This window comes from Shewanella japonica, assembly GCF_002075795.1.
Taxonomy (GTDB): domain Bacteria; phylum Pseudomonadota; class Gammaproteobacteria; order Enterobacterales; family Shewanellaceae; genus Shewanella; species Shewanella japonica.
Genome location: NZ_CP020472.1, coordinates 1,699,794 through 1,721,336, shown reverse-complemented (window position 1 = coordinate 1,721,336; position 21,543 = coordinate 1,699,794). Strand labels below are relative to the sequence as shown.

General features: G+C 40.7%; 17 protein-coding genes. 12 read left to right on the top strand and 5 right to left on the bottom strand.

All coding sequences use genetic code 11. From position 1 onward, the window contains the following. Window positions 1-13: 13 nt before the first annotated feature. From SJ2017_RS07385 to SJ2017_RS07370, 4 genes are all read left to right on the top strand, one after another. Window positions 14-1,027, top strand: a complete 1,014-nt coding sequence (locus SJ2017_RS07385; RefSeq protein WP_080915351.1) for a cupin-like domain-containing protein — start codon at window positions 14-16, stop codon at window positions 1,025-1,027. Between the two features lie 119 nt (window positions 1,028-1,146). Next, a complete protein-coding gene (locus SJ2017_RS07380; protein WP_080915350.1) occupies window positions 1,147-2,664 on the top strand; it encodes a tryptophan halogenase family protein in 1,518 nt (505 codons plus the stop codon). 65 nt (window positions 2,665-2,729) lie between these two features. Then, the gene (locus SJ2017_RS07375; protein ID WP_244899784.1) at window positions 2,730-3,485 is read left to right on the top strand and encodes a DUF6445 family protein; all 756 of its coding nucleotides are present in this window, start codon (window positions 2,730-2,732) and stop codon (window positions 3,483-3,485) included. 97 nt (window positions 3,486-3,582) lie between these two features. Beyond that, the gene (locus SJ2017_RS07370; protein ID WP_080915349.1) at window positions 3,583-6,213 is read left to right on the top strand and encodes a glycoside hydrolase family 3 C-terminal domain-containing protein; all 2,631 of its coding nucleotides are present in this window, start codon (window positions 3,583-3,585) and stop codon (window positions 6,211-6,213) included. Between the two features lie 85 nt (window positions 6,214-6,298). Here the strand turns inward: SJ2017_RS07370 and SJ2017_RS07365 are convergent, their stop codons facing one another. Both SJ2017_RS07365 and SJ2017_RS07360 read right to left on the bottom strand, forming a co-directional pair. Continuing rightward, window positions 6,299-6,748, bottom strand: coding sequence for a hypothetical protein (locus SJ2017_RS07365; protein ID WP_080915348.1), 450 nt, complete (start codon window positions 6,746-6,748; stop codon window positions 6,299-6,301). Between the two features lie 150 nt (window positions 6,749-6,898). After that, on the bottom strand, window positions 6,899-7,270 hold the full coding sequence (locus tag SJ2017_RS07360; RefSeq protein WP_080915347.1) for a hypothetical protein: 372 nt from the start codon (window positions 7,268-7,270) through the stop codon (window positions 6,899-6,901). A 263-nt stretch (window positions 7,271-7,533) separates the two neighbouring features. Between SJ2017_RS07360 and SJ2017_RS07355 the strand changes: the two genes are divergently transcribed. The 3 genes from SJ2017_RS07355 to SJ2017_RS07345 all read left to right on the top strand — a co-directional run bounded on the left by SJ2017_RS07355 (window position 7,534) and on the right by SJ2017_RS07345 (window position 10,671). Beyond that, window positions 7,534-8,730, top strand: coding sequence for a cytochrome P450 (locus tag SJ2017_RS07355; protein ID WP_080915346.1), 1,197 nt, complete (start codon window positions 7,534-7,536; stop codon window positions 8,728-8,730). Window positions 8,731-8,759: 29 nt separating this feature from the next. Continuing rightward, window positions 8,760-9,068 (top strand): 2Fe-2S iron-sulfur cluster-binding protein, encoded by a 309-nt coding sequence (locus tag SJ2017_RS07350; protein WP_080915345.1) that lies wholly within the window; start codon window positions 8,760-8,762, stop codon window positions 9,066-9,068. 130 nt (window positions 9,069-9,198) lie between these two features. Continuing rightward, complete coding sequence (locus tag SJ2017_RS07345) at window positions 9,199-10,671, top strand: NAD(P)/FAD-dependent oxidoreductase (protein ID WP_244899783.1); 1,473 nt, start codon at window positions 9,199-9,201, stop codon at window positions 10,669-10,671. Between the two features lie 32 nt (window positions 10,672-10,703). Here the strand turns inward: SJ2017_RS07345 and SJ2017_RS07340 are convergent, their stop codons facing one another. Next, on the bottom strand, window positions 10,704-11,315 hold the full coding sequence (locus tag SJ2017_RS07340; protein ID WP_080915344.1) for a tRNA-uridine aminocarboxypropyltransferase: 612 nt from the start codon (window positions 11,313-11,315) through the stop codon (window positions 10,704-10,706). Window positions 11,316-11,507: 192 nt separating this feature from the next. On the opposite strand from SJ2017_RS07340, the gene SJ2017_RS07335 reads away from it, so the two are divergent. The 4 genes from SJ2017_RS07335 (at window position 11,508) to SJ2017_RS07325 (ending at window position 14,869) form a co-directional block, all read left to right on the top strand. Next, entirely contained in the window at window positions 11,508-12,119 is a 612-nt protein-coding gene (locus tag SJ2017_RS07335; protein WP_080915343.1) for a LysE family translocator, read from the top strand. A 320-nt stretch (window positions 12,120-12,439) separates the two neighbouring features. Beyond that, complete coding sequence (locus SJ2017_RS21425) at window positions 12,440-12,646, top strand: hypothetical protein (protein ID WP_156003187.1); 207 nt, start codon at window positions 12,440-12,442, stop codon at window positions 12,644-12,646. A gap of 122 nt (window positions 12,647-12,768) precedes the next feature. Beyond that, entirely contained in the window at window positions 12,769-13,227 is a 459-nt protein-coding gene (locus tag SJ2017_RS07330; protein ID WP_080915342.1) for a hypothetical protein, read from the top strand. Between the two features lie 172 nt (window positions 13,228-13,399). Beyond that, window positions 13,400-14,869, top strand: a complete 1,470-nt coding sequence (locus SJ2017_RS07325; protein ID WP_080915341.1) for a capsule assembly Wzi family protein — start codon at window positions 13,400-13,402, stop codon at window positions 14,867-14,869. A gap of 119 nt (window positions 14,870-14,988) precedes the next feature. On the opposite strand, the gene SJ2017_RS07320 is transcribed toward SJ2017_RS07325, so the two are convergent. Together SJ2017_RS07320 and SJ2017_RS07315 are read right to left on the bottom strand one after the other, a co-directional pair. Next, complete coding sequence (locus tag SJ2017_RS07320; protein WP_080915340.1) at window positions 14,989-16,515, bottom strand: sigma-54-dependent transcriptional regulator; 1,527 nt, start codon at window positions 16,513-16,515, stop codon at window positions 14,989-14,991. Between the two features lie 69 nt (window positions 16,516-16,584). Continuing rightward, window positions 16,585-20,028 (bottom strand): PAS domain S-box protein, encoded by a 3,444-nt coding sequence (locus tag SJ2017_RS07315; protein ID WP_080915339.1) that lies wholly within the window; start codon window positions 20,026-20,028, stop codon window positions 16,585-16,587. 256 nt (window positions 20,029-20,284) lie between these two features. On the opposite strand from SJ2017_RS07315, the gene SJ2017_RS07310 reads away from it, so the two are divergent. Continuing rightward, window positions 20,285-21,472 carry a fused response regulator/phosphatase gene (locus SJ2017_RS07310; RefSeq protein WP_080915338.1) on the top strand — a complete coding sequence of 396 codons (1,188 nt, stop codon included), beginning with the start codon at window positions 20,285-20,287 and terminating at the stop codon, window positions 21,470-21,472. The last annotated feature ends 71 nt before the right edge of the window (window positions 21,473-21,543 follow it).

Below are 21,543 nucleotides of genomic sequence, written 5' to 3'. Positions count from 1 at the left end.
AAGGTTGTAGTCAATGGAAAAAAAGCAGGCAGTCAGGGTCATTGATAACACTGAAATCAGTCATATTTTAGAAGTGATTGATAACACAGATGAGCCTGTGATTTTTAAAGGCGCATGTGCTCATTGGCCTATTGTGCAAGCAGGGCAACAAAGTGCAGAAGCCGCAGCACAATACTTACTGACATTTTATCAAGAAGCACCAGTTACCGCCTATTATGTTTCCCCAGAGCATAAAGGGCGTGTTTTTTATAACGAGCAAGTCAATGGTTTTAACTATCAAGCAGCGCAGCTAAACTTACGCCAAGTCATTGATAAGCTATTTACCCATAAAGACGATGCCTTTCCACCCAGTATTTATATGGGATCAACAGAAATTAATCAGTTTCTGCCAGGGCTTGCTGCTGAAAACAGTCTAACATTTGACAAGATTCATCCTCTGACAAGTGTGTGGTTAGGCAATCAATCTCGTATTGCGGCGCATTTTGATTTTCCTCAGAATCTAGCCTGTAACGTTGTGGGAAAGCGAACATTTACCTTATTTCCTCCTGAGCAAGTAGGCAATTTATATACTGGCCCAATGGAATTTGCACCCGGCGGCCAAGAAATCAGTATGGTGGATTTTGATAATCCTGACTTTGAAAAATTCCCCAAATACCAACATGCCCTCAACGCTGCTCAAACTGCCGAGCTAGAGCCTGGCGATGTACTGTATGTTCCAAGCATGTGGTGGCATCAAGTCAGTGGTATCGAAGCATTTAATGTACTCATTACCCATTGGTGGCGAGATACACCCGCTTACCTAGGAAGACCCAATAACGCCCTAGCACTGGCAATGCTCAGCTTACGCTCTTTACCTAAAGCGCAACGACAAGCTTGGAAGGCGCATTTTAATCATTATATTTTTGACCATGATGACGATGACGTTTCGCACATACCAGAGTCAGCTCAGGGCATGCAAACTAAGCCACTGGATGAATTAAACGCACGTAAGTTAAGAGCAGACTTAATAAACAAGCTCAAGCGGTAATCGCCTCTGTGATACTAATGTGCGGCCATTTGATTTACACAAACAGCAACTTAACGAACAAAATCAACAACGAAAATAAAATTACCTCGGGTATAAGTTGATTCAAAGGACATTTTGTTATGCAAAAGCAAGCTTCAAATACAACAAGTTCAAACAAACCGATTAAAAAAGTCGTGATTGCCGGTGGTGGCACTGCGGGTTGGATGGCTGCAGCTGCATTAACAAAGTTACTGGGAAAACACCTAGAAGTGGTGCTGGTTGAGTCAGACCAAATAGGCACCGTTGGAGTTGGTGAAGCCACGATTCCAACGCTACACATCTTTCACCGTTTACTTGGCATTAAAGAACAAGATGTCATGGCTGCGACCAATGCGACCTTCAAGCTCGGAATTGCTTTTGAAAACTGGCATGACGTAGGTAAAGATTATATTCACTCCTTTGGTTTTTTAGGCAAAGACTGTTGGGCATGTGGATTTCAACATTTTTGGCTCAAAGGTCAACAACGCGGTATCGTCAGCCAAATTGGTGATTACTGCACCGAGCATTTAGCGGCTCGTGAGGGGCGTTTTGCCGTATTACCTAATCAAGATTACAACCATGCCTACCATATGGATGCCACTTTGTACGCCAAGTTCTTAAGGGCTATTGCTGAGCAACATGGCATCACCCGAATTGAGGGCAAAATTAAAGAAGTCCTCCAGCATGATGATACTGGTAATATTCGCGGATTAACCCTTGAATCAGGAGACGTTATCGAGGGTGATTTGTTCCTTGATTGCACTGGATTTAGAGCGCTGTTAATTGAGCAGACTCTCAATACCGGCTTTGATGACTGGAGTCACTGGTTACCTTGCGACAGCGCCATTGCGGTGCAAACTAAAACCACTGAAAAACCGATTCCTTATACTCGCTCAATTGCGCGAGAGTCAGGCTGGCAATGGCGCATCCCACTGCAAAGTCGGACAGGCAATGGCTTAGTATTTTGCAGTAAGTACATGAGCGATGAAGAAGCTAAAGCCACCTTGATGGACAATATCGAAGGTGAACCATTAACAGACCCTCGTGTCATCAAATTCCGCACAGGTAGCCGCCGTAAAACCTGGCATAAGAACTGTGTTGCTATAGGTCTATCTTCCGGGTTCTTAGAACCCCTAGAGTCCACCAGCATTCATTTAATTCAACGTGGCATTGTGCGCTTATTGCAAATGTTTCCTTCTCAAGGGCTCGTTGAAGAAGACATTAATGAGTTTAATGAACAAACTCGCACCGAAACTGAAAATATTCGCGACTTTATTGTTTTGCATTACAAAGTCACTGACCGAACTGATAGCCGATTCTGGCGTTATTGTAAAAACATGAGCGTACCTGCATCACTTCAACACCGAATCGATATGTTTGATGCATCTGGCAAAGTATATAAACATGGTAATGAGTTATTTGGTGAGAGCTCTTGGATTCAAGTCATGATGGGACAGGGCCTTGCTCCAAAACAATACCACCCAATTGTTGACATGATGGAAGATGATGAGCTAGAAAACTTCCTTGCATCGATAAAGGCAAAAGCAAAACAAAAAGTGGCAAACTTGCCTGATCATTATGATTTCGTGCAGCATTACTGCAAGTCAAAAATGCTGTAAGTCTGCAATGCAATGAGTAAGCTAGGAACGTTATTAAGTCACTAATTGAAGTGTAAAGGTAGAGTATGACAAGTTCTCAATCACAGCGTCAGCGGGCGCAAGATATGAAAAATCTCGATTCATTGGTGTTAATCAACAAGCCTTTGAACCCTGAGATCCATTATATCGGTGAGCTGCAAACGCCTGTGATTGTTATCGATGACTTTACAACCGATTTATCAGCGTTACAGAATTATGCTAACCAAATCGACTTTAATCTCGATAAAGGCTCTTACTATCCAGGTGTTAGAGCCAAGCTCCCTAGAGACTACGTCATTGAAGTGCTAAATCAGGTATTTCAGCTGATTTACGATGTCTATAAAATCCCTAAAAACTTGCGTATCAAGCCGCAAGCGACCTACTTTTCATTGATAAACCGACCACCGGAAAGTTTAACGACTTTGCAGCGTATTCCTCATTTTGACACCCCAGCACCATATTATTTTGCATTGTTACAATATCTTAATGACAGTACACACGGCGCCACGGCTTTTTTTAAGCATCAACCAACAGGTTATGAGCGAATAACACAAGCGAATATGGATAATTATTTTCGCGCTGCAGAGCCCTATTTACAGGCGTTAGCGCCCTTTCCTGCGAAATACTTCGTTGACAGTAATGAATACTACCAGCAATACCATCAAGTCGATTACAAACAACATCGATTAGTCATTTACCCTGGAAACTTATTGCACTCAACCTTAGTTGATCAACAAACGGATATAGATAGTAATCCAAGTTCGGGGCGCTTAACCGCCAATATATTTATCAATGTGACATAAGCGTTGAGCAAATTATCTCGTTATTCGAATCCACTAATTCGAAACCAACTGCAGTAAATAACCAAATTAAATAAAAATAATCAGCAAGGACTCTGACATGACAATGAAACATCGCCACAAAATGAAAGCGCTTACAAAAGGAATTAAACACGCCCTTGTTGTCTCCCTTTCGGCATCAATGCTTATCAGTACTTCCAGCAGTTTCGCTCAATCAGATGGGATGAACACTAATCAGATCCATGCGCTTTCTGTATTAAGCCAATCTGAGCAGCAGCGTTTACAGACACGACTATCGAAAGTAGAAGCTGAAATTGAAAGATTACTGCCGCAACTGACTTTAGAAGAAAAAGTCTCCTTAGTGCATGCAGGGGGTAAATTTCATATTCCAGCTATCGAGAGACTCAATATTCATGAAATGTGGATGTCGGATGGGCCTCACGGCGTACGCTATGAAATTGACAGAAATTCATGGGCACCAGCTGGCTGGACTAATGACTACTCAACCTATTTACCGCCACTTACCGCTGTCGCAGCAAGTTGGGATCCGAACATGGCGAGCTTACACGGCAATGTGCTTGGCGCTGAGGCGCGCCACCGTAATAAAGACCTTATACTCGGCCCAGGTGTCAACTTGGCTCGTTTACCTCTTTACGGTCGTAATTTTGAATACATGGGTGAAGATCCTTATCTCGCTGCAGCCTTGGTTGTCCCCACTGTCAAAGCCATTCAAGCCAACGATGTTGGTGCAACTGTCAAACACTATGCGCTAAACACTCAAGAATTAAATCGCACTGGAGTGAATGCAAAACCCGATGAACGCACATTACGTGAAGTTTACCTGCCCGCTTTTGAAGCAGCAGTTAAAGAAGCCAACGTTTATGCCATCATGGGAGCATATAATGAATTTCGCGGAACTAACGCTAACCAAAGTCATCACCTTATTAAAACCATCTTAAAAGGTGAATGGGGCTACGAGGGCGTGTTATTGACTGACTGGAATGTCGATATTAATACCTATGACGCTGCGATGAATGGCCTTGATATTGAAATGGGCACAGATGTCGCAAGTTATGATGAGTATTTTCTCGCAACACCGCTGCTAAACATGATAAAAGCTGGCAAAGTGCCTGAGTCAGAGCTTGATGATAAAGTACGCCGAATTCTTAGAGTACAATTAAGTATTGGCATGATGGATAAACAGCGATTGTCAGGTGAGCGTAATACTCAGGCTCACCGAAATGATGCGCGCACCATCGCCACTAATGGCGTGGTACTGCTTAAAAATGACGGTAAAGTGCTGCCTTTAGATGCCCAAAAAGTTAGCAATATCTTAGTGCTTGGCCCTAATGCAGATAAACGTCACGGCTTTGGTGGCGGCTCATCAGAAGTAAAAGCACTGTACGAAATCAGCCCATTAGACGGACTCAAGGCCAAGTTTAAACAAGCTGGAAAAAACGTTAATATTCAGCATGTGCGCCCTGCAAGTAGTCAGTTTATGCCTATCCCTAATGATTACCTTACGACACGTCATTGGACAGGCACCCCTTCTTGGCAGATTAACTACTATGCCGATAAACAACTTAATCAGCTAACCAGTGAATCTTGGATTGCCGATCCCCAATTCGATGCCAAAAATCAGCCTCAAAATGTTGAGATAAAAGCCAATATCAAGCCAGTTGAATCAGGTAAACATACCTTAAAAATACTAGCGGATGGCGATGTTAGCCTAGCTGTTAATGACAAGATATTAGTCAATAAAAAAGCAAATCCAGCCAACATTATCGAGTATGTCATTGATCTCACTGCTGATGAGACCTATGCCATTAGATTAATTTATCAAGGTCAACAGCAAGTCACTTTAGGCTGGGAAACGCCAAACAGTTTATATAACGATGAAGCTGAATATTTAGCAGCAGCCCAAAATGCCGATGCCGTGTTGTATTTTGGCGGCCTGAGCCATGCTGATGATCGTGAGTCCATTGATCGCCCAGATATGAAGCTTCCAGGTCAACAAGATGAAATTATCAATAAACTCCTTGCGGTTAACCCGAATACTGTTGTGTTTATCATTGGTGGCTCGGCAGTTGAAATGCCATGGGCAGACAAAGCTAACGCTATTGCTTGGGGCTGGTACGGCGGAATGGAAGCGGGCCATGCTTATAGTGACATCCTCTTTGGCGATGCCAACCCAAATGGAAAAATGCCTATCACTTTACCTAAGTCATTACAGGACACCGCACCGATAGCGTTGAATGATTACAATGAAACGGAGTCGTTATATTCCGAAGGAGTGTTTATTGGTTATCGCTGGTTTGAGCAACAAAAAATTGCTCCTGCATTCCCTTTTGGCCATGGCCTATCATACAGTCAATTTAGTTATGACAATATCAAGCTATCTAAAAGTACAATGGCTGAAGGTGGCACAATGACCATTACAGCAGACATTACTAATACTAGTGGCATTGATGGTGCCGAAGTCGCGCAACTATATCTTCATGACGTAAAAGCCAGCGTATCGCGTCCACAAAAAGAGCTAAAAGGTTTTGATAAAATATGGCTCAAAGCGGGCGAAACGGGCCAAGTTAGCTTTACTTTAACTCAGCGAGACCTGTCTTTTTGGGATATTAACTCAAATGATTGGCTTGCAGAGGCTGGAAAATTTACTGTAATGCTTGGCTCATCAGTAGAAGATATTCGTTTGCAAAAAAGCTTTAACTATCAAAAATAGCAAGACGGCTTGCTAGACGAATCTTATCCAGCATTTAAAACAGCGTATACCGATTGAGTGACTCACGGTTTACGCTGTTTTTGATTTAGACCTTTGTAACATCATTAAGTGAAATTGTTTTAAATACGCCTAATAACCCGATACCAAAAATCACATAAAACAACTTCATTGCTGAAAACTCTACTGTTACAGCAGATGCCTCAAGGTGACTTGAAAGTGCTTTAGCTGAAAACACCTCAACGACAGTTAATAGAAACGGATACGTAATCAGTAACAAAGCGGAAAGCTTCAATAGATGAATAGACGTTGGCCGCGCGATAAGCCCAGCAATGCTTACCAAAGATAAGCCCATCACGGTATTACTCAACAATAATAAACCTGCAGCGACTCTAACTTGAGCTTCATTAGCATCACCAGCAAAAGGATAAACCTCGACAATTTCAGTCAAATAACTTGCGGGTTGAATTAATCCCCATAATGGATACAAAACAACGACGCTTGCAGCGATATATAACAATCCTTTGATGGCACTCATTTTCCTTCCTTTGATGTTTATCTAATGGTCAATTTCTAACGTCTGTTTACTATAGGCTCGTATTTTATACGTCATACTTTATGTAAACTTTGGCCATTTTTAAGACATTAATGTCAGCTTCAAGTTCAACCGTGAGCCCTAATCTTTAAGCTATTGTTTTTTGGGTTTCAACATAAAAGCAACGACAAGCAACATCACAAAGGCAAAAATATCAAATAAATACCCCTTTCCTTGCTCAATTTGGCCAAAAGGAAAGGCAAGAGAAAAAGGCGCATGAAAAGGAAAAAACTCAAACGGAGTCAAGGGTCTAATTACCTGCGATGCCATGAGTAATAACACTAAGCTAATACCTCGTTTATCACCATAAAGACTACTAAGCGAGCCAATAATGGGAATAACAATAAATACAATGGCATAAATAAATTGTTGCCAAATTGTCTTGTCTGCATATGAAAACAATAATAAACACCCTGCTATCAAGGCATATATACTCAGCGTGATGGCTGTTAATTTGTGTACCACGTTCAATCCTTGTTTTGCGAGAGCCTATGTCAAAAAGTATTCACTAACAGACTCTATCCCATCTGCTTCATCCGTTAATCCGTTCTTATGGTTAATGCGCTTGTAATGACAACTTCTATTTCACTGCAACTATGCCAATAGTGCAAATATTTGATACTTCTGGCCCTAATATGAGTATTTAGGCATCGATTGATGCCATAGGATTAACACTATTAATTTAACAAGATAACCGTTTTTAGTCGCCAGCACAGGGAAATAGTGACATGAATAATAATCGCCAGATAAATCGATGCCCTATTAACCGTACTGAGCAGTTGCCTGATGTTTTTGAACAAGCACGTATTACAAAAGGAGTGGGCTTCATTGAAGATCAGGATGATCCTGTCACGATGATTTTAGGGTTAAAAGACGTACGAAAGTGTGCTAATAACTGGAAGATATTTCAATCTGGGGCAGTTCCAGGGCGCATCGTTGTTCCTTCAGAAGTCAGTATTAGAGAGACAAGGCAAATCCCTTTTGAGCTCGACCCTCCAGAGCATAAGCATTTTCGTGATTTACTTAATCCATGGTTTAAAAGACCATTGGAACAAGGCTATATCAACTCATTACAACAAATCATTGAAGAACTCGTTGATGATGTTATTCACCATGGTTCGACCGATATTGTGAGCGAATTTTCGCTAAAACTACAATCTCGGGCACTCACTTTGCTTTTAAATGTACCTTATGAAGAATCCTTAGTCTGGATTAATTGGGGCACCCATGTGTTTCGCAGTAACGAGTCAGAGTTAGACGGCGAAAAAGCCGCAATCTTATACGATTATATTGATAATCAAATTGAATTAGCCATGAAAACACCAAGCGACAGCCTTTACTCATCCTTACTTAATGCCAGTATCGACGGGAAAAAGCTATCTAAAGAACAAATTAAAGGCGTGATGATATTAACCTTTGCAGGCGGCAGAGATACGGTGATTAATGCTGTCACCAATACCATCGCCTACTTTGCCAGTCAGCCATCATCTCTTTCTCGACTCAGAAAAGAGCCCGAAATTATACCCAGAGCAGTCGAGGAATTAATTCGCTATTTTTCACCGTTAACTCATATGGGCCGAGTCGTTACTCAAGATACAGATGTGGCTCAACAGGAAGTAACAGCTGACTCACGGATATCACTTTGCTGGGCTTCAGCAAATCGCGATGCCTCGGTTTTCGAACAGCCAAATGAGGTCATTTTAGATAGAAAAATTAACCCTCATGTCGCTTTCGGCTTTGGCCCCCATAACTGTCTTGGAGCCACCCATGCAAGGCAAATAATCAAGACGCTCATCACGACACTAACCAATAAAGTTGACACGATTGAGGTGCTATCACAACAAGATAACATCGAAGATTGGGGCGCATTTCAGCGAAAAGTCGGCTATGAGCAACTGAACATGATATTCAGTCCTTGCCGATAACACCACATTAAATATAGAAGGGATTTCCCATGGCAAAAATTACATTTATTACTTCAAATGAACAATCAACAACAGTTGAAGGACATCAGGGTTCAGTCATGGAGCTAGCAGTTGAAAATAACATTGAAGGCATTGATGGAGATTGTGGCGGTGTTTGTTCTTGCGCTACCTGCCATGTATATGTGGCCTCTGATCAACTTGATAAAACAGGTGCTATCAGTGAAATCGAGAAAGACATGTTAGAGCTTGATGATAATGTCACAGAATTAAGCCGGCTTTGCTGCCAGATAACGCTATCTGATGACTTAGACGGTCTTATATTAACCATAGCGCCATAGTGCCGTAGTGTTCGTGCAAAAGTGTTAGCGCGATAGTTTTTCGCAATAGTTTTTCGAAATAGTCGCTACCCACTCAATTCACCCAATAACGATTAACTTCAACCACGGTATTTGATTAAACAGGCCAAATATGACAATTCAACTTACTGATAATGCAATGCAGACGTTAACTAAAAATGATACCTGTGTGATCATTGGCGCAAGTCATGGTGGCGTTAATCTTGCTTTTTCACTGAGAAAACATGGTTGGCAAGGTAATATTATCTTGATTGATTCAGATCCAAATTTGCCCTACCACAGACCTCCTTTATCGAAAGCTTTCTTACTTAATCATAATGTGACTGAATGCGCTAGCCATGAAATCCATCTTGACCCCAGCAGTATTCAACTAAAATCCCCAGATAGTTATCGCAAGCAAAACATCACCCTTAAATTGGGGCTCACGGTAACGAAAATTAATAGAAACTCTAAACAAGTGACATTAAGTAATGGTTCAAAACAAGCTTATGACAAGCTCGTATTAGCCACAGGAGCAAGACCTTTTATCCCACCAATTTCGGGCATAAAAGCTTGTAAAGAAGCTTTTTGTTTAAGAACCGTTAGTGATGTCAGCCGCATTAAACAGGCCTTAGCTACAAGTGAGCAAAAACGCGTCGTTATTATTGGTGGCGGTTATGTAGGACTAGAAACCGCTTCTTCATTAAAAAAGCTTGGTGCAACGGTGACGGTATTAGAAAGAGAGCCACGTATTTTAGCTCGAGTCACTGCCCCGCTAATGTCTGAATTTTTTACCCAATTGCATCAAGAAAATCAGGTTGAGGTATTAACCGACAAGTTAGTTCAACAAATCAGCACATCAAATTTGAATAATGATAAAAATATGCCATTAGCACATAAGATTACCTGCGCAGATGGCAGCAGCTATATTGCGGATGTCATTGTGATTGGCGTTGGTATTACAGTTAACACTGAGCTTGCCAAAGCGTGTGGGATTAAACTCGCATCTGATACGCCTAATGAGCAGGCTAATCATAATGAAGCAAATGGCCGTGATAAACCTAAAAGCACACCTAAACCTGGGATATGGGTAAACTCTTCACTGCAAACCAGTGACGAGAATATTTTTGCAATTGGTGACTGCACATATCATCACAATCCACATTATGACCGTATGATTCGGCTTGAATCAGTACAGAACGCAGTTGAACAAGCCAAAGTTGCAGCAAAGGTGATTGCACAAAATCAAAAAGATCACTATTTAACAGCGCATTCAATGCGTATTGAAGCAACATTGAATGATATTGAAAAGTTAACATACCAAGCCATACCTTGGTTTTGGTCTGATCAATTTGATACTAAATTACAAATGGTTGGCTTAGCCCAAGGCTATGATGAAGTCATTAAACAAGTTGAAGAAAACAAGCCAACGTCATTTTCAGTTTGGTACTTTAAAGGAGATACTTTACTCGCTGTCGATGCTATCAATCATGCAAAAGCCTATGTGCTTGCCACTAAGATTATCCAAAACAAATCCAATGTAAATAAAGCTAAATTACAAGACAGCTTATTAGCGACGAAAGTGGAGCAGCTCACCTTAAATTAATAATGAATATACTGATTTAATTATGTAATACATTAGTTTCGATGACTTTGATCATCAGCAATTTGCTGAACAAGTAATGCCATTATCTGCTCAGCTTTTTGGGGCTCACCTGAAGCTAAAAGTATATGTGCTGCGCATTCTGCAGTACACAATCCCCCTTCAACTTGATTTCGTCGAAGTTGATAAATCGACTCATGCTGGCTAGATATCGAGATTTTTTGTAACGCCTTTAGGTAGTCACTGCGATTATATATTTTGCGTGCCTCTTGCCATGTTGCGTCTATGAGTATTAACGCATCAAACTTATCTTGATTTGTTTTTTGCTGTTGCTCTCGGTTTTGATCTTGGTTTCTCTCTTGGTGTTGTTCTTGTCTGTGTTCTTTAATTTGCTCAACGTTAGGATGCATTTGGCAAAGTGGTTGTTGAACCGTCGCTTCTGGTACCTTCGCATCACTGAGTTGTTGATTATCAGGATACAATAAACCCACTTTGCAGGTGTTAATCATATTCAGTAATTGAAGATCAGGGTTTACTCTATCCCAAACCACAACCAAGGCATCGTCTTTTAAAATGGTGGTCACGCATCTGCCAGTATTATTTACCCGACTGATTTCTTTTTGGTGAGTAAGTAGCACTATCTTCATATAAGGAGCCAAGGTAAATAAGAATAGGGATATCGCAGTATTTGCAGTCTATTTTACAAACTGAATGTTATCACTATTCAGAGTGATAGCTCCAATACACTAGCGAAAAAAACAGGTACAATTCAGCGACGAAATACCTTAAAGCACACTCAGCTTGATTGATAACAGCGATAAGTAGGGAACTTAATAAACATGGAATTGCAGCAATCATTAAGCCTACTCTTTACCATGTTAGTGCTGGCTATCATTCCTGGCCCAGTGGTATTTGCAATTATTTCACGGTCATTTTCACATGGCTTTATTGCGGCCATGCAGCTGTTTTTAGGGGTATTAATTGCTGATTATATTTTCATTTGCACAGCTTTATTTGGCTTATCTGCTTTAGCCAATGCAATGGGGCCCAGTTTTATCGTCATAAAATATGTCAGTGCGGCTTATCTTTGTTGGTTAGGCTTTCAATTATTTCAAGCTCAGCGTCAATCTAACCCAATGGCCACTGGGACAAAAACATCGGCTTATCAAAACCTGATGACAGGATTAATGATTGGGTTAAGTAACCCCAAAGCGATTATTTTTTATGTTGGCTTTTTCCCTGCGTTTGTTCCACTACATACCACATTAAACGATGTTATTCTTGTCATGCTGATTTCAACATTGGCATTTGGCAGTATCAATTTGGGCTACTCGTTAATGGCTACACAGGCCAAAAAAGTATTTCGTTCAGCTAAAGCCATCCGGGTGATTAATCGCACCGCTGGAAGCATCATGATTTCTGCTGGCATACTAATCGCAATCAATTTATAGCCCAAGATCAAAGCGCAGCTTATTAATCGACTCGTATTCCATTTCGCAGACACAGTAATGTTAACTACACGATCTATTGTTAAATAATCAACCACATTCATGCTGCCAGTTTTCACATTTGTTACAGCGCTGGTGTTATTTCTCTTACCAGCAAACAGAACACTTAATACATCACATATTCAAGGTTAAAATATTGATTAAATATCAAACGTTTTCTAACATTATCTACGCCTTGCCACTTATGTAACTAGCTCAATAATCAAGTTGGAGTTAATTACATCATGTCCCAAGCGAGATAATAACAAGTCAGGGGGCTAAAAATGATAATAGAAGTCAAAGTGCACTGCAGTCATTGCAAAGAACACATCATGACTAATACTCGCTACTATCCTGATGGATTAAGCGGATGCTTATGCCCAAGTTGCCAAACTCATTGTGACTTTACCCAAACAATAGTCGAAATGCGGTCAGTATCTAAGTGGTACAACCCATTTAGCTGGGGTAAAACGGTTCCTTTGTATCAATAATTATTGGTTAACAATAATGTTCAAGCTGTATTGTTCAGCCTGTTTTGTTCAACTTCAGTACAGCTAATACCAATTAGCATAGCATCAAGTTTTTCGTCACCATTATTTAAACAGGGGTTATCATGCAAATTCAATCTTATACTGCCGCTCAACAAATGAGTGCGAATACTGTTAGCCCAGCCAATAGCACTCAACAAAATACGTCAGTAAATAAGCCGTCAAATGAACCGGTCAGTCATCTTAATACGACTCAACGAGATTCAGTAACGATAAGTGCTCAAGCCATGGCCTTATCACAAAGTCAATCTGAGCCTGAAACACAACCTAGCTTGCCAAATAACGGCGAAAAAGTGGAGAACTATGTCCACTATAAAAAAGCTCAGACCCAATATCAGTTTTACTCGGACTTAGCAGGCGTAGCCAATGGCAGTGACGATTCGATAAGTGCAACTTCAGCTTATATCATCAAAAATAATGATGATGCCAGAGCTGCAACTGTCAATGCCGCAAATATGAATAATCAACAAAACATGTTAAATGCTTATGTTGAAACAACAAAAAGTATAAATGAAACTGTGTAAGCAGCGAACAAGCAACATTATTCACATCTAACTCATCACTTGTTTCAATACTTACCTAACAAATTGAAAAATTATCTTCAGTATTAGTGCTCTAATTCAATAGGCTGTTATCATTAACGATAACAGCCTTTTTTTATTAGTTGATGTATTTGTTCATCTTAAAGAGTACCTAATGAAGTTAAAATTTTTAGCAGGGATAGCATTACTTAGCAGCTTTTCAACACAAGCTGCTTGGTGGATTGAGCCTACCGACTTACCGCTTCGCGCTGATATTCAATTACTTGCTGATACAGGTATCATCCTTCAGCCAGTCACCACCTTCCCTCTAATGTGGTCAGGGATAAAATCTGATTTAGATAATGCCGTTGATAGCCCAATGACTGTGCATCAAAAAGATGCTTTTCATCGGGTGATGCGGGCCTACGACAAAGACCATCAAACGGTCAGTTTAGGTGCCAGTCTATCAGGGGCAAACGAGGAAGCTCGCTTTATTGGTTATGGTAATGATTACCGCGATAAAGCCGAAGTGGAGTTCACCGCTGAAGTCACCAAAGACTGGTTTAGTGGGCGCTTAGCTGCCAGTTATCATTACGATGCCATTGATGGAAACGAATCCCGATTAGATAATAGCTTTGCTGCCGTTAAGTTGGGTAATTGGATTGTGACTGGTGGTGCAGTCCAAAAATACTGGGGGCCAGGTTGGGACTCAGGTTTAATACAAACAACGAATGCACGTCCAATGCCAGGCATAACTTTTTCTCGTAACAACAGTAATGCATTTGAAACGCCATGGCTTAATTGGATTGGCCCGTGGACTTTCACCACAAGCTTTAGCCAAATGGAAAGTGAGCGTTATGTACCTGATACCCAGCATTGGGGCGCTCGAGGTACCTTTAAACCTATATCTAAACTAGAGGTAGGTTTTTCATGGACCATGCAATGGGGCGGCGAAGGTTATGGTAATAGCCTTTCAGACTGGTGGGATGGTTTGTTTAACGGCGGTGTTTATGAAGGCGATAAAGAAAATGGCCAAGAAAACATGCTCGCAGGTTATGATTTCAGATGGTCAGACACCGCATGGGGAGTTCCTTATGGTATTTACTACGAGCGTATTCATGAAGATTATCACAAAGGTAAAAATCGTTTAATTAATGCATCAAACATGGGTGGCGTTGATATTTTCATTGCCAATTTAAACACCCGTTTTTTTGCTGAATACTCAGATACTGCAGCGTCATGTGGCGTCGAATCTGACGTTTATAACTGTATGTATGAGCACGGTTTTTACCAAAGTGGATATCGTTATTATGGCCGCAGTCTCGGCAGCACCTATGATAATGACTCAAGAGTGGTGGTATTAGGCGGGATCACTCAGCTTGAGCATGGGCAGAGCCTAAGCACCAAATTCCGTTACGCTAAACTTAACTTTGATGGAGTAGATACCAGCAGACCTTCTGGTGGAAACCCAGTTTCACCAGGTCGTTACGAGCGCTTATATCAACTCGATGCCAGTTACCATAGACCATTCTATGCAGGTAAGTTAAAAGTCGGCGGTACCATTGGTTACAGTGAATACCCAGAAATTGATACCAGTAGTGACTGGGAAACGACCTTTTATGCAGGTTGGGAACGAGATTTTTAATCGCTGAAAATCGTTTTTACATAAAAAGCCCATCATATGATGGGCTTTTTATTCGAACCTTTTACGCTATATGCTTATGTTTTATCTCTGTTCAACTACTCCAGTGATTAAATAATGCCCTACAAACCTTTGTCTTCCCACTGCTGTTTTTTACGGTAAATCGTTGAAGGACTGACATCTAATAAAGCAGCCGCTTTGGGGATGTTGCCATCACATTGTTCAATGGCGGTTTCAATGGTGATTTTTTCAGTAAGCCACAAAGGTTGAATATCTTCTTCCGATTCAATAGCGTTTATTCCACTATTAACTGGCATATTGTTATCAACAATATCATCCGATGCCGCGGCAGCGACGGTACTCTCACCAACAGTATGCGCTTGAGGTTTAGCATGAATATCTGTCACTGTTGCGCTCGTTACTGCTGTTTGTGCAACCTGTTCACTGACCTTGACAGATTTAACATTGGCTTGAGATAAAGCCGCAGTCACTTGAGCGGGTAACATGGTAATCGCAACTTCATCAGCCACATTTAACACTACGACTTGGCGAATAATATTTTGTAATTGCCGCACATTGCCAGGCCATGAATATAGGCCAAAACAACGTTCAACCTCTTTGCTAAAGCCTTTAAAGTTTTTGCCCTCTTCTTTGCTGTATTGCTTTAATAGCTTTTTAGCAATAGCAATAACATCTTTACCCCGTTGTCTTAATGGCGGTAATTCAATCGGAATAACGTGAAGACGATAATATAAATCTTCTCTAAAACGCCCTTCTTGCACTTCTTTCCAAGGGTCTCTGTTGGTTGCACTAATAAAACGCACATCGACTTTTTCTTCTTTGCTGCCACCCACACGCTGAAAAACACCCGTTTGAATGAACCGTAACAGCTTACTTTGCAGTTCTAAATCCATTTCACAGAGTTCATCAAGAAATAGCGTACCACCATCTGCACGAGTAGCTGCACCATCGCGATGACTGACAGCGCCAGTAAATGCCCCTTTTGTATGGCCGAAAATTTCACTCTCAATGAGGTCTTTTGGAATTGATGCACAATTTAAGGCAATAAATGGGGCTTCTGCTCGAATTCCAGCTTCATGAATCGCTTGTGCACACACTTCTTTACCTGTGCCACTTTCACCCACAACAAACACAGAAGCCTTACTGTTAGCAACACAATCAATGGTGTTGTATACCGTTTGCATTGCCAGTGAGTCACCGATAAAACCGTGAAAATTGGTTTTCGGTAAACTGTTCTCATAATTGGAAACTAACGCTAATAAATCCCTTTGCTTTAAAGCGTTACGCACGGTAATCGATAAGCGTTTACTGTCGAATGGTTTGATCAAAAAATCAAATGCACCTGCACGCATTGCATCTACAGCGAGATCAATCGTGCCATGGGCGGTGATCATAATAACGGTAATATTTGGGTATTCTTTTTGCACCTTCGTTAAGATATCCATTCCTGACATGTCAGGCAGCTTGATATCTAATACTAATAAGTCTGGTTGCTTGCGCGCTAATTCTTTTAACGCATCTTCACCAAAGTTAACATGAGTGACTTCAGCCCCTTCTGCGCAAAGGTACTCACTATAAAGTGCGCCTAAGGACATACTGTCTTCTACAAGAATGGCACTAAAACCCATTTGTTCATTCCTTATCATTCATTCGATTACTCTGATTTTGAGTAATATTAAAGCGTTGCTGGATCAGGTTTAAACTCTGTTCAGCAACGGCAAAATTTCATTAAATAACGCATCTAAAGGCTCATCTTCTGTCCTTGAAGCCGCTTCTAATCTAACAGCAACATCAGCTAAGGTCTTAGCGCCGAAACTACCTGCACTACTTTTAATGGTATGCACTTCCGTTTCGATATCATGACGACTTCCTTGAGGCGTTAAGGCTTTAAGTGTATTAACCCGCATTATCGTCTCGTGATAAAACACTTGCATCATTTTGGCTAAGCTAGCTTCACCCACAGCTGAGAGTAATTCGTCAAAAACAGCCTCATCTAACAAGACCTCTGTGAACAATTCATCTGTGTCTGTATTTGTAGAGACTTTGGGGGCGGATAATTCAGTACTTTTTTCGCTTATTTCAGCTGTCACTTTATCTGTATTTTCAACTTGCGACTTGTCATGAGTTAACTCTATTTGCATCCCCATTCCCATTGAAGATGCCTGCTTTACTTGACCTAACCAATGACTCACACCTGAGATCAAGTCAGATTTATTCACAGGTTTACCAATACAATCAAGCATGCCAACGGCTTTACACGCAGCGATTTCTTCACTAAATACATTGGCAGTCATCGCCAGAATAATTTGATCTGGTTTATGAGCTAATATCTTTTGACATGCCTCTAAGCCATCCATTTCAGGCATTCTGATATCCATCAATATCAAATCAAAGTCTTGACTCAGTGCTAATTCAACAGCTTCTACGCCATTATTGGCATAGGTCATTACAGCGCCTTCATTGGTGAGCATTGTACCTGCGACCATCTGATTAGCAGGGCTATCTTCAGCTAATAATAGGCGGCAGCCTTGAGGTAAACTAGCGACTTTCTCTAATGGCTTTTCATGTTTATTTTCAGCTGTCGCGCCACTAATTAAACTCAATAGCATTGCACGGCTTAGCGGTTTACTCACCGATTCTTCAATGCCCAATTTTTCTATCAGTGATTGCGCATCATTATTAACGCCAGTGGCAAGAGCTGCGATATAGCCAGTTTCGAATAAATAATCACTGTGTAAAATACTGACATCTTTTTCTTTAGCAGATAAGAGACATGCATCATCGAGCATGATTAAATCAAATCGTCCACGCACTATTTTACTATTAAATATATCGCTAACATGGTGCTCATACTTCGTTTCAACACCATATTGACTGTACTGTTTCTTAATCAGTTTACACAAGGTTTCATCGGGGTGAATAAGAAGTACACGCGGGTGCTCTGGTAAGCGAACATTGTGATTACTGGCTTGACTAGATTCATCTAACAATACAGATAAGGTAAATTGGCTACCTTCACCCAGCTTACTTTCAACCACTAATTTACCGCCCATCATTCGAGCAAGTTCTGAACAAATCGCTAAACCTAAACCTGTGCCAGCGTAACTTGTGGTATGAGTATCATGAACCTGAGAGAATTCTCTAAAGAGTTTCTCCTGCGAGGCATCACCAATACCAATACCTTGATCAGTGACTCGACAACATAATTGCACTTTATCGTTATCACGATTTGGGATCCAAACTTCCACAGAGATACATCCCTCAGTAGAAAACTTAATCGCATTATCTACTAAGTTTTGCACCACCTGCCTAATACGCTGCGCATCACCCACCAGCTTTTGCGGTACATTTCGATTGATATAACTGGCTAAATGAACCCCTTTATCATGGGCTTTATGGGATAAGATTTGTAATACTTGCGCCACTAATTCGTCAGGTTCAAACTCTTTGGGCTCCAACACCATTTGGCCCGCTTCAATTTTTGAAAAGTCCAAAATATCATTAATGGTACTTAACAGCACAGAACCAGCTTCTTTAGCCGTCCTAGCGTACATCCTCTGACCTTTCTCTAAGCTAGAATCAAGCAATAAATCAACACTACCGAGCACCGCATTAAGTGGTGAGCGGATCTCATGGCTCATTGTTGCTAAGAAGCGAGATTTTGCTTTACTGCCCTCTTCGGCTTGCTCTTTAGCTTGGCGCAGTTCTTCTTCTTTTGATTTCTGTTCTGAAATATTACGTAAAAAAGCGGTGTAATACATTTCGTCATCTAATTGAATCGGTATAACCCGCAACTCCACAGGGAATTCGTCTCCTGCTTTATTATGTGCTGGCACTTCTATTCGGTTATTCAACACTGGCCCTTCACCGGTTTTACGATGATGATCCATGCCATTTTTATGCGCCTTATGGAACCCTTCAGGAATAATCAAATCCTCAAGTAACTCGCCTAAAGCTTCCTCACGCTCGTAGCCAAACAACTTCACAGCTGCAGCATTAAACTCTTCTACTCGCCCGGCGATATTAATCGTGATTAACGCATCGTGGCTGGCTTCTAATGTTGCTAAATGAATTGATTGAGTTCGAGCCGCAGATGCTTGTTCCTTTTTAAGTTCAGACATGTCTTTAATAAAGCCAAGAAATAACACATCACCATCGATTTCCATTTTGGAAATAGACAACTCAATCGGAAAAAGGTGGCCTTCTTTATGTTGAGCTTTTAATGCTCGTCCACCACCTAAGCCAACAATTTTGGCGTCACCGCCTTTTAAGTAATCCTGAATATAACCATCATGCATAAACCTATCAGCCATCGGCATGAGAATGGATACATTCTGGTCTATTAATTCTTCTTTTTGATAACCAAATAAACTACTTACCGCTTTATTGACTTCGGTTATCACACCGCTAGTGTCAATAATCACAAAGCCGTCTGCTGCAGAATCTAAAATGGTATTTAATCGGACATTGGCACCTTGAAGATCGTGGCGCTGCTGATCTAAAAATTGCAGCATTTCATTAAAGGCATTGGTGGTATCTGTAATATCTTGAGTGCCTGGCTCGTTAACTTGAACCCCTGTATCGCCTTCGAGAACTTGTTTAGATGCCCGCTGGATATTGAACACATGTTTGATAAGGTTAAGTCCCTGATACCAAGATAAAATGGATATCAGCACAATCACGAGCAGCATCAAGGCACTATATTTAATCGCGACACCATTAACGCTGTGATCAAACTCGTCAGTATTCACCATTACCTTTATTGACACTCCACTGCCATTATTAGATTGAGCTTCAATAGGTACTAGGTTATCGCTACGAACAGGCTGTTCAATTAAGGCAAACTCACCAAGATTATTGCGCTCAGCGGCATATAAGCGTTTATCAGCTTTAAATACTTGCACTGATTCTATATGGCTTATTTGGTGTTCTTCGAGGGATTGCTTGAGTAAAAGAATGGATTGACGAGGGTCATTCACATCAACACTATTGGCGACCAGTATTGCAGACAGGTGACCTTGCTGTTGGATTTCGGCTTGATTCGCGGTCTTTATTACCCCTAAGCTATTATAAATTAGCATCAGTAATAGTGCTGATTGCATCAATCCAATCGCAATGATGGCTTTTAATCTGAAAGACAAATTCCTTCTCCTATTGCATTTTGCAAATCAATCCATGTTTTCAAGCTGAAAAAGCGCTGACAGAGCTGACAATAACCACGCCACAACTCACTATGAATCACCTTGTTGCATTTTGCAAAAAATTATTCGCAAAATGAAAAAACATGAATAAACCTAAATAACAACATACGCTATAACACTGATATTAAACACTAAAACAATTTAGGTACAGTAATTGCTTTTATCAGACATATCTTTATATTTTTAGGAAACAGCTATGCAAAATGCAAGTACAACGCCCAAAAGGTTGTCAATATTATTAGTTGAAGACACTTTTAGCGAGCGTTACTACATAGCAAGTTTACTCCAAAGCTTTCAACCTGATGACATCGAGTTTGAAATAACTCAATGTGAAGATGGGTTAACAGCACTTGATACCTGTAAACTGCATGATTTTGACTTAATCATCAGTGATTGGCGTATGCCCAATATGACGGGTGTAGAATTATGTAAACGTTTAAAAGCCTCAAATAATCCCGCTTTTTTCCTTTTGCTTACAGGTAACGATAAAACTGAAGATATGGTTTATGCCATGGAAACAGGTGCTGATGACTACATTACTAAGCCTTTTTTAGCCTCTGTTTTAAAGGTGAAAGTTTTAGCCGCAGTGAGGTTAATACAAGCCAAAAAAAAAATATTAGAGAATAACCAAAAGTTAGAAATTGAATTAAACAACAAGCAAACTGAGCTTGAGCAAGCAGCGACTTTACAACAATCTTTACTGCCCAAAGAAGATTTATCATTCGATAATTGGCATGTTAAGCATTTTTTTGAACCTGCAGCAGAACTTGCTGGCGATATTTTTCAGTGTTTTAAAATTAATGAAGAGTGGATTGGTTTTTATGTGATTGATGTATCGGGTCATGGCGCTAGAGCTGCAATGCTAAGTTTCACCCTAGCTCAAGGCTTATCTCCTCAAAGAATGGATTGGGAACTTGCACCAGAAGTGTTAATGCACAGATTAAACTTATTGTTTGATGACCCCGCTAATTTAGGCCAATTTGCCACGGTTATCCTTGGTAAAATCAATATTAAAACTCATCAGGTTTACATGTCTAGTGCAGGCCACCCTATGCCTTTAATCATTTCCAAAAATGATGTCCAAACATTATCTGTGCCTTCTGGTCTCCCTATTGGTATTGATAAAAACAGTCAATATTCAACCGGTGAGTATCAGCTTTACCCTGGCGAACAGTTACTGCTTTTTTCAGATGGTGTTTATGAAGTCAATCATCCACAACATGGCATGTTTGGCTTAGCACGTTTCAAGCAGCGTTGTGCAGAAGCCAAAAATTTGCCTGCCAATAAATTACTTAAACACCTTACTTATGTATTAAACCTATGGAAGCAAAACCAACCTCAGGATGATATGTCGCTGTTATTGTTTACAGCACCCGAAACTTAGTCACTAAGCTTATGAATTACAAAGGCATAGTAATGAGAAAAGTATCGCAATGAACAGGCTAACGCTATTTT

Excerpts from the sequence above, each read along its gene's own strand:
- SJ2017_RS07310 (WP_080915338.1), top strand. The coding sequence starts at position 20,285 with ATGCAAAATGCAAGTACAACGCCCAAAAGGTTGTCAATATTATTAGTT.
- SJ2017_RS07365 (WP_080915348.1), bottom strand. The coding sequence starts at position 6,748 with ATGAGTGCCATCAAAGGATTGTTATATATCGCTGCAAGCGTCGTTGTT.
- SJ2017_RS07330 (WP_080915342.1), top strand. The coding sequence starts at position 12,769 with ATGCAAATTCAATCTTATACTGCCGCTCAACAAATGAGTGCGAATACT.
- SJ2017_RS07370 (WP_080915349.1), top strand. The coding sequence starts at position 3,583 with ATGACAATGAAACATCGCCACAAAATGAAAGCGCTTACAAAAGGAATT.
- SJ2017_RS21425 (WP_156003187.1), top strand. The coding sequence starts at position 12,440 with ATGATAATAGAAGTCAAAGTGCACTGCAGTCATTGCAAAGAACACATC.
- SJ2017_RS07350 (WP_080915345.1), top strand. The coding sequence starts at position 8,760 with ATGGCAAAAATTACATTTATTACTTCAAATGAACAATCAACAACAGTT.
- SJ2017_RS07320 (WP_080915340.1), bottom strand. The coding sequence starts at position 16,515 with ATGGGTTTTAGTGCCATTCTTGTAGAAGACAGTATGTCCTTAGGCGCA.
- SJ2017_RS07345 (WP_244899783.1), top strand. The coding sequence starts at position 9,199 with ATGACAATTCAACTTACTGATAATGCAATGCAGACGTTAACTAAAAAT.
- SJ2017_RS07340 (WP_080915344.1), bottom strand. The coding sequence starts at position 11,315 with ATGAAGATAGTGCTACTTACTCACCAAAAAGAAATCAGTCGGGTAAAT.
- SJ2017_RS07335 (WP_080915343.1), top strand. The coding sequence starts at position 11,508 with ATGGAATTGCAGCAATCATTAAGCCTACTCTTTACCATGTTAGTGCTG.
- SJ2017_RS07380 (WP_080915350.1), top strand. The coding sequence starts at position 1,147 with ATGCAAAAGCAAGCTTCAAATACAACAAGTTCAAACAAACCGATTAAA.
- SJ2017_RS07325 (WP_080915341.1), top strand. The coding sequence starts at position 13,400 with ATGAAGTTAAAATTTTTAGCAGGGATAGCATTACTTAGCAGCTTTTCA.
- SJ2017_RS07375 (WP_244899784.1), top strand. The coding sequence starts at position 2,730 with ATGACAAGTTCTCAATCACAGCGTCAGCGGGCGCAAGATATGAAAAAT.
- SJ2017_RS07385 (WP_080915351.1), top strand. The coding sequence starts at position 14 with ATGGAAAAAAAGCAGGCAGTCAGGGTCATTGATAACACTGAAATCAGT.
- SJ2017_RS07355 (WP_080915346.1), top strand. The coding sequence starts at position 7,534 with ATGAATAATAATCGCCAGATAAATCGATGCCCTATTAACCGTACTGAG.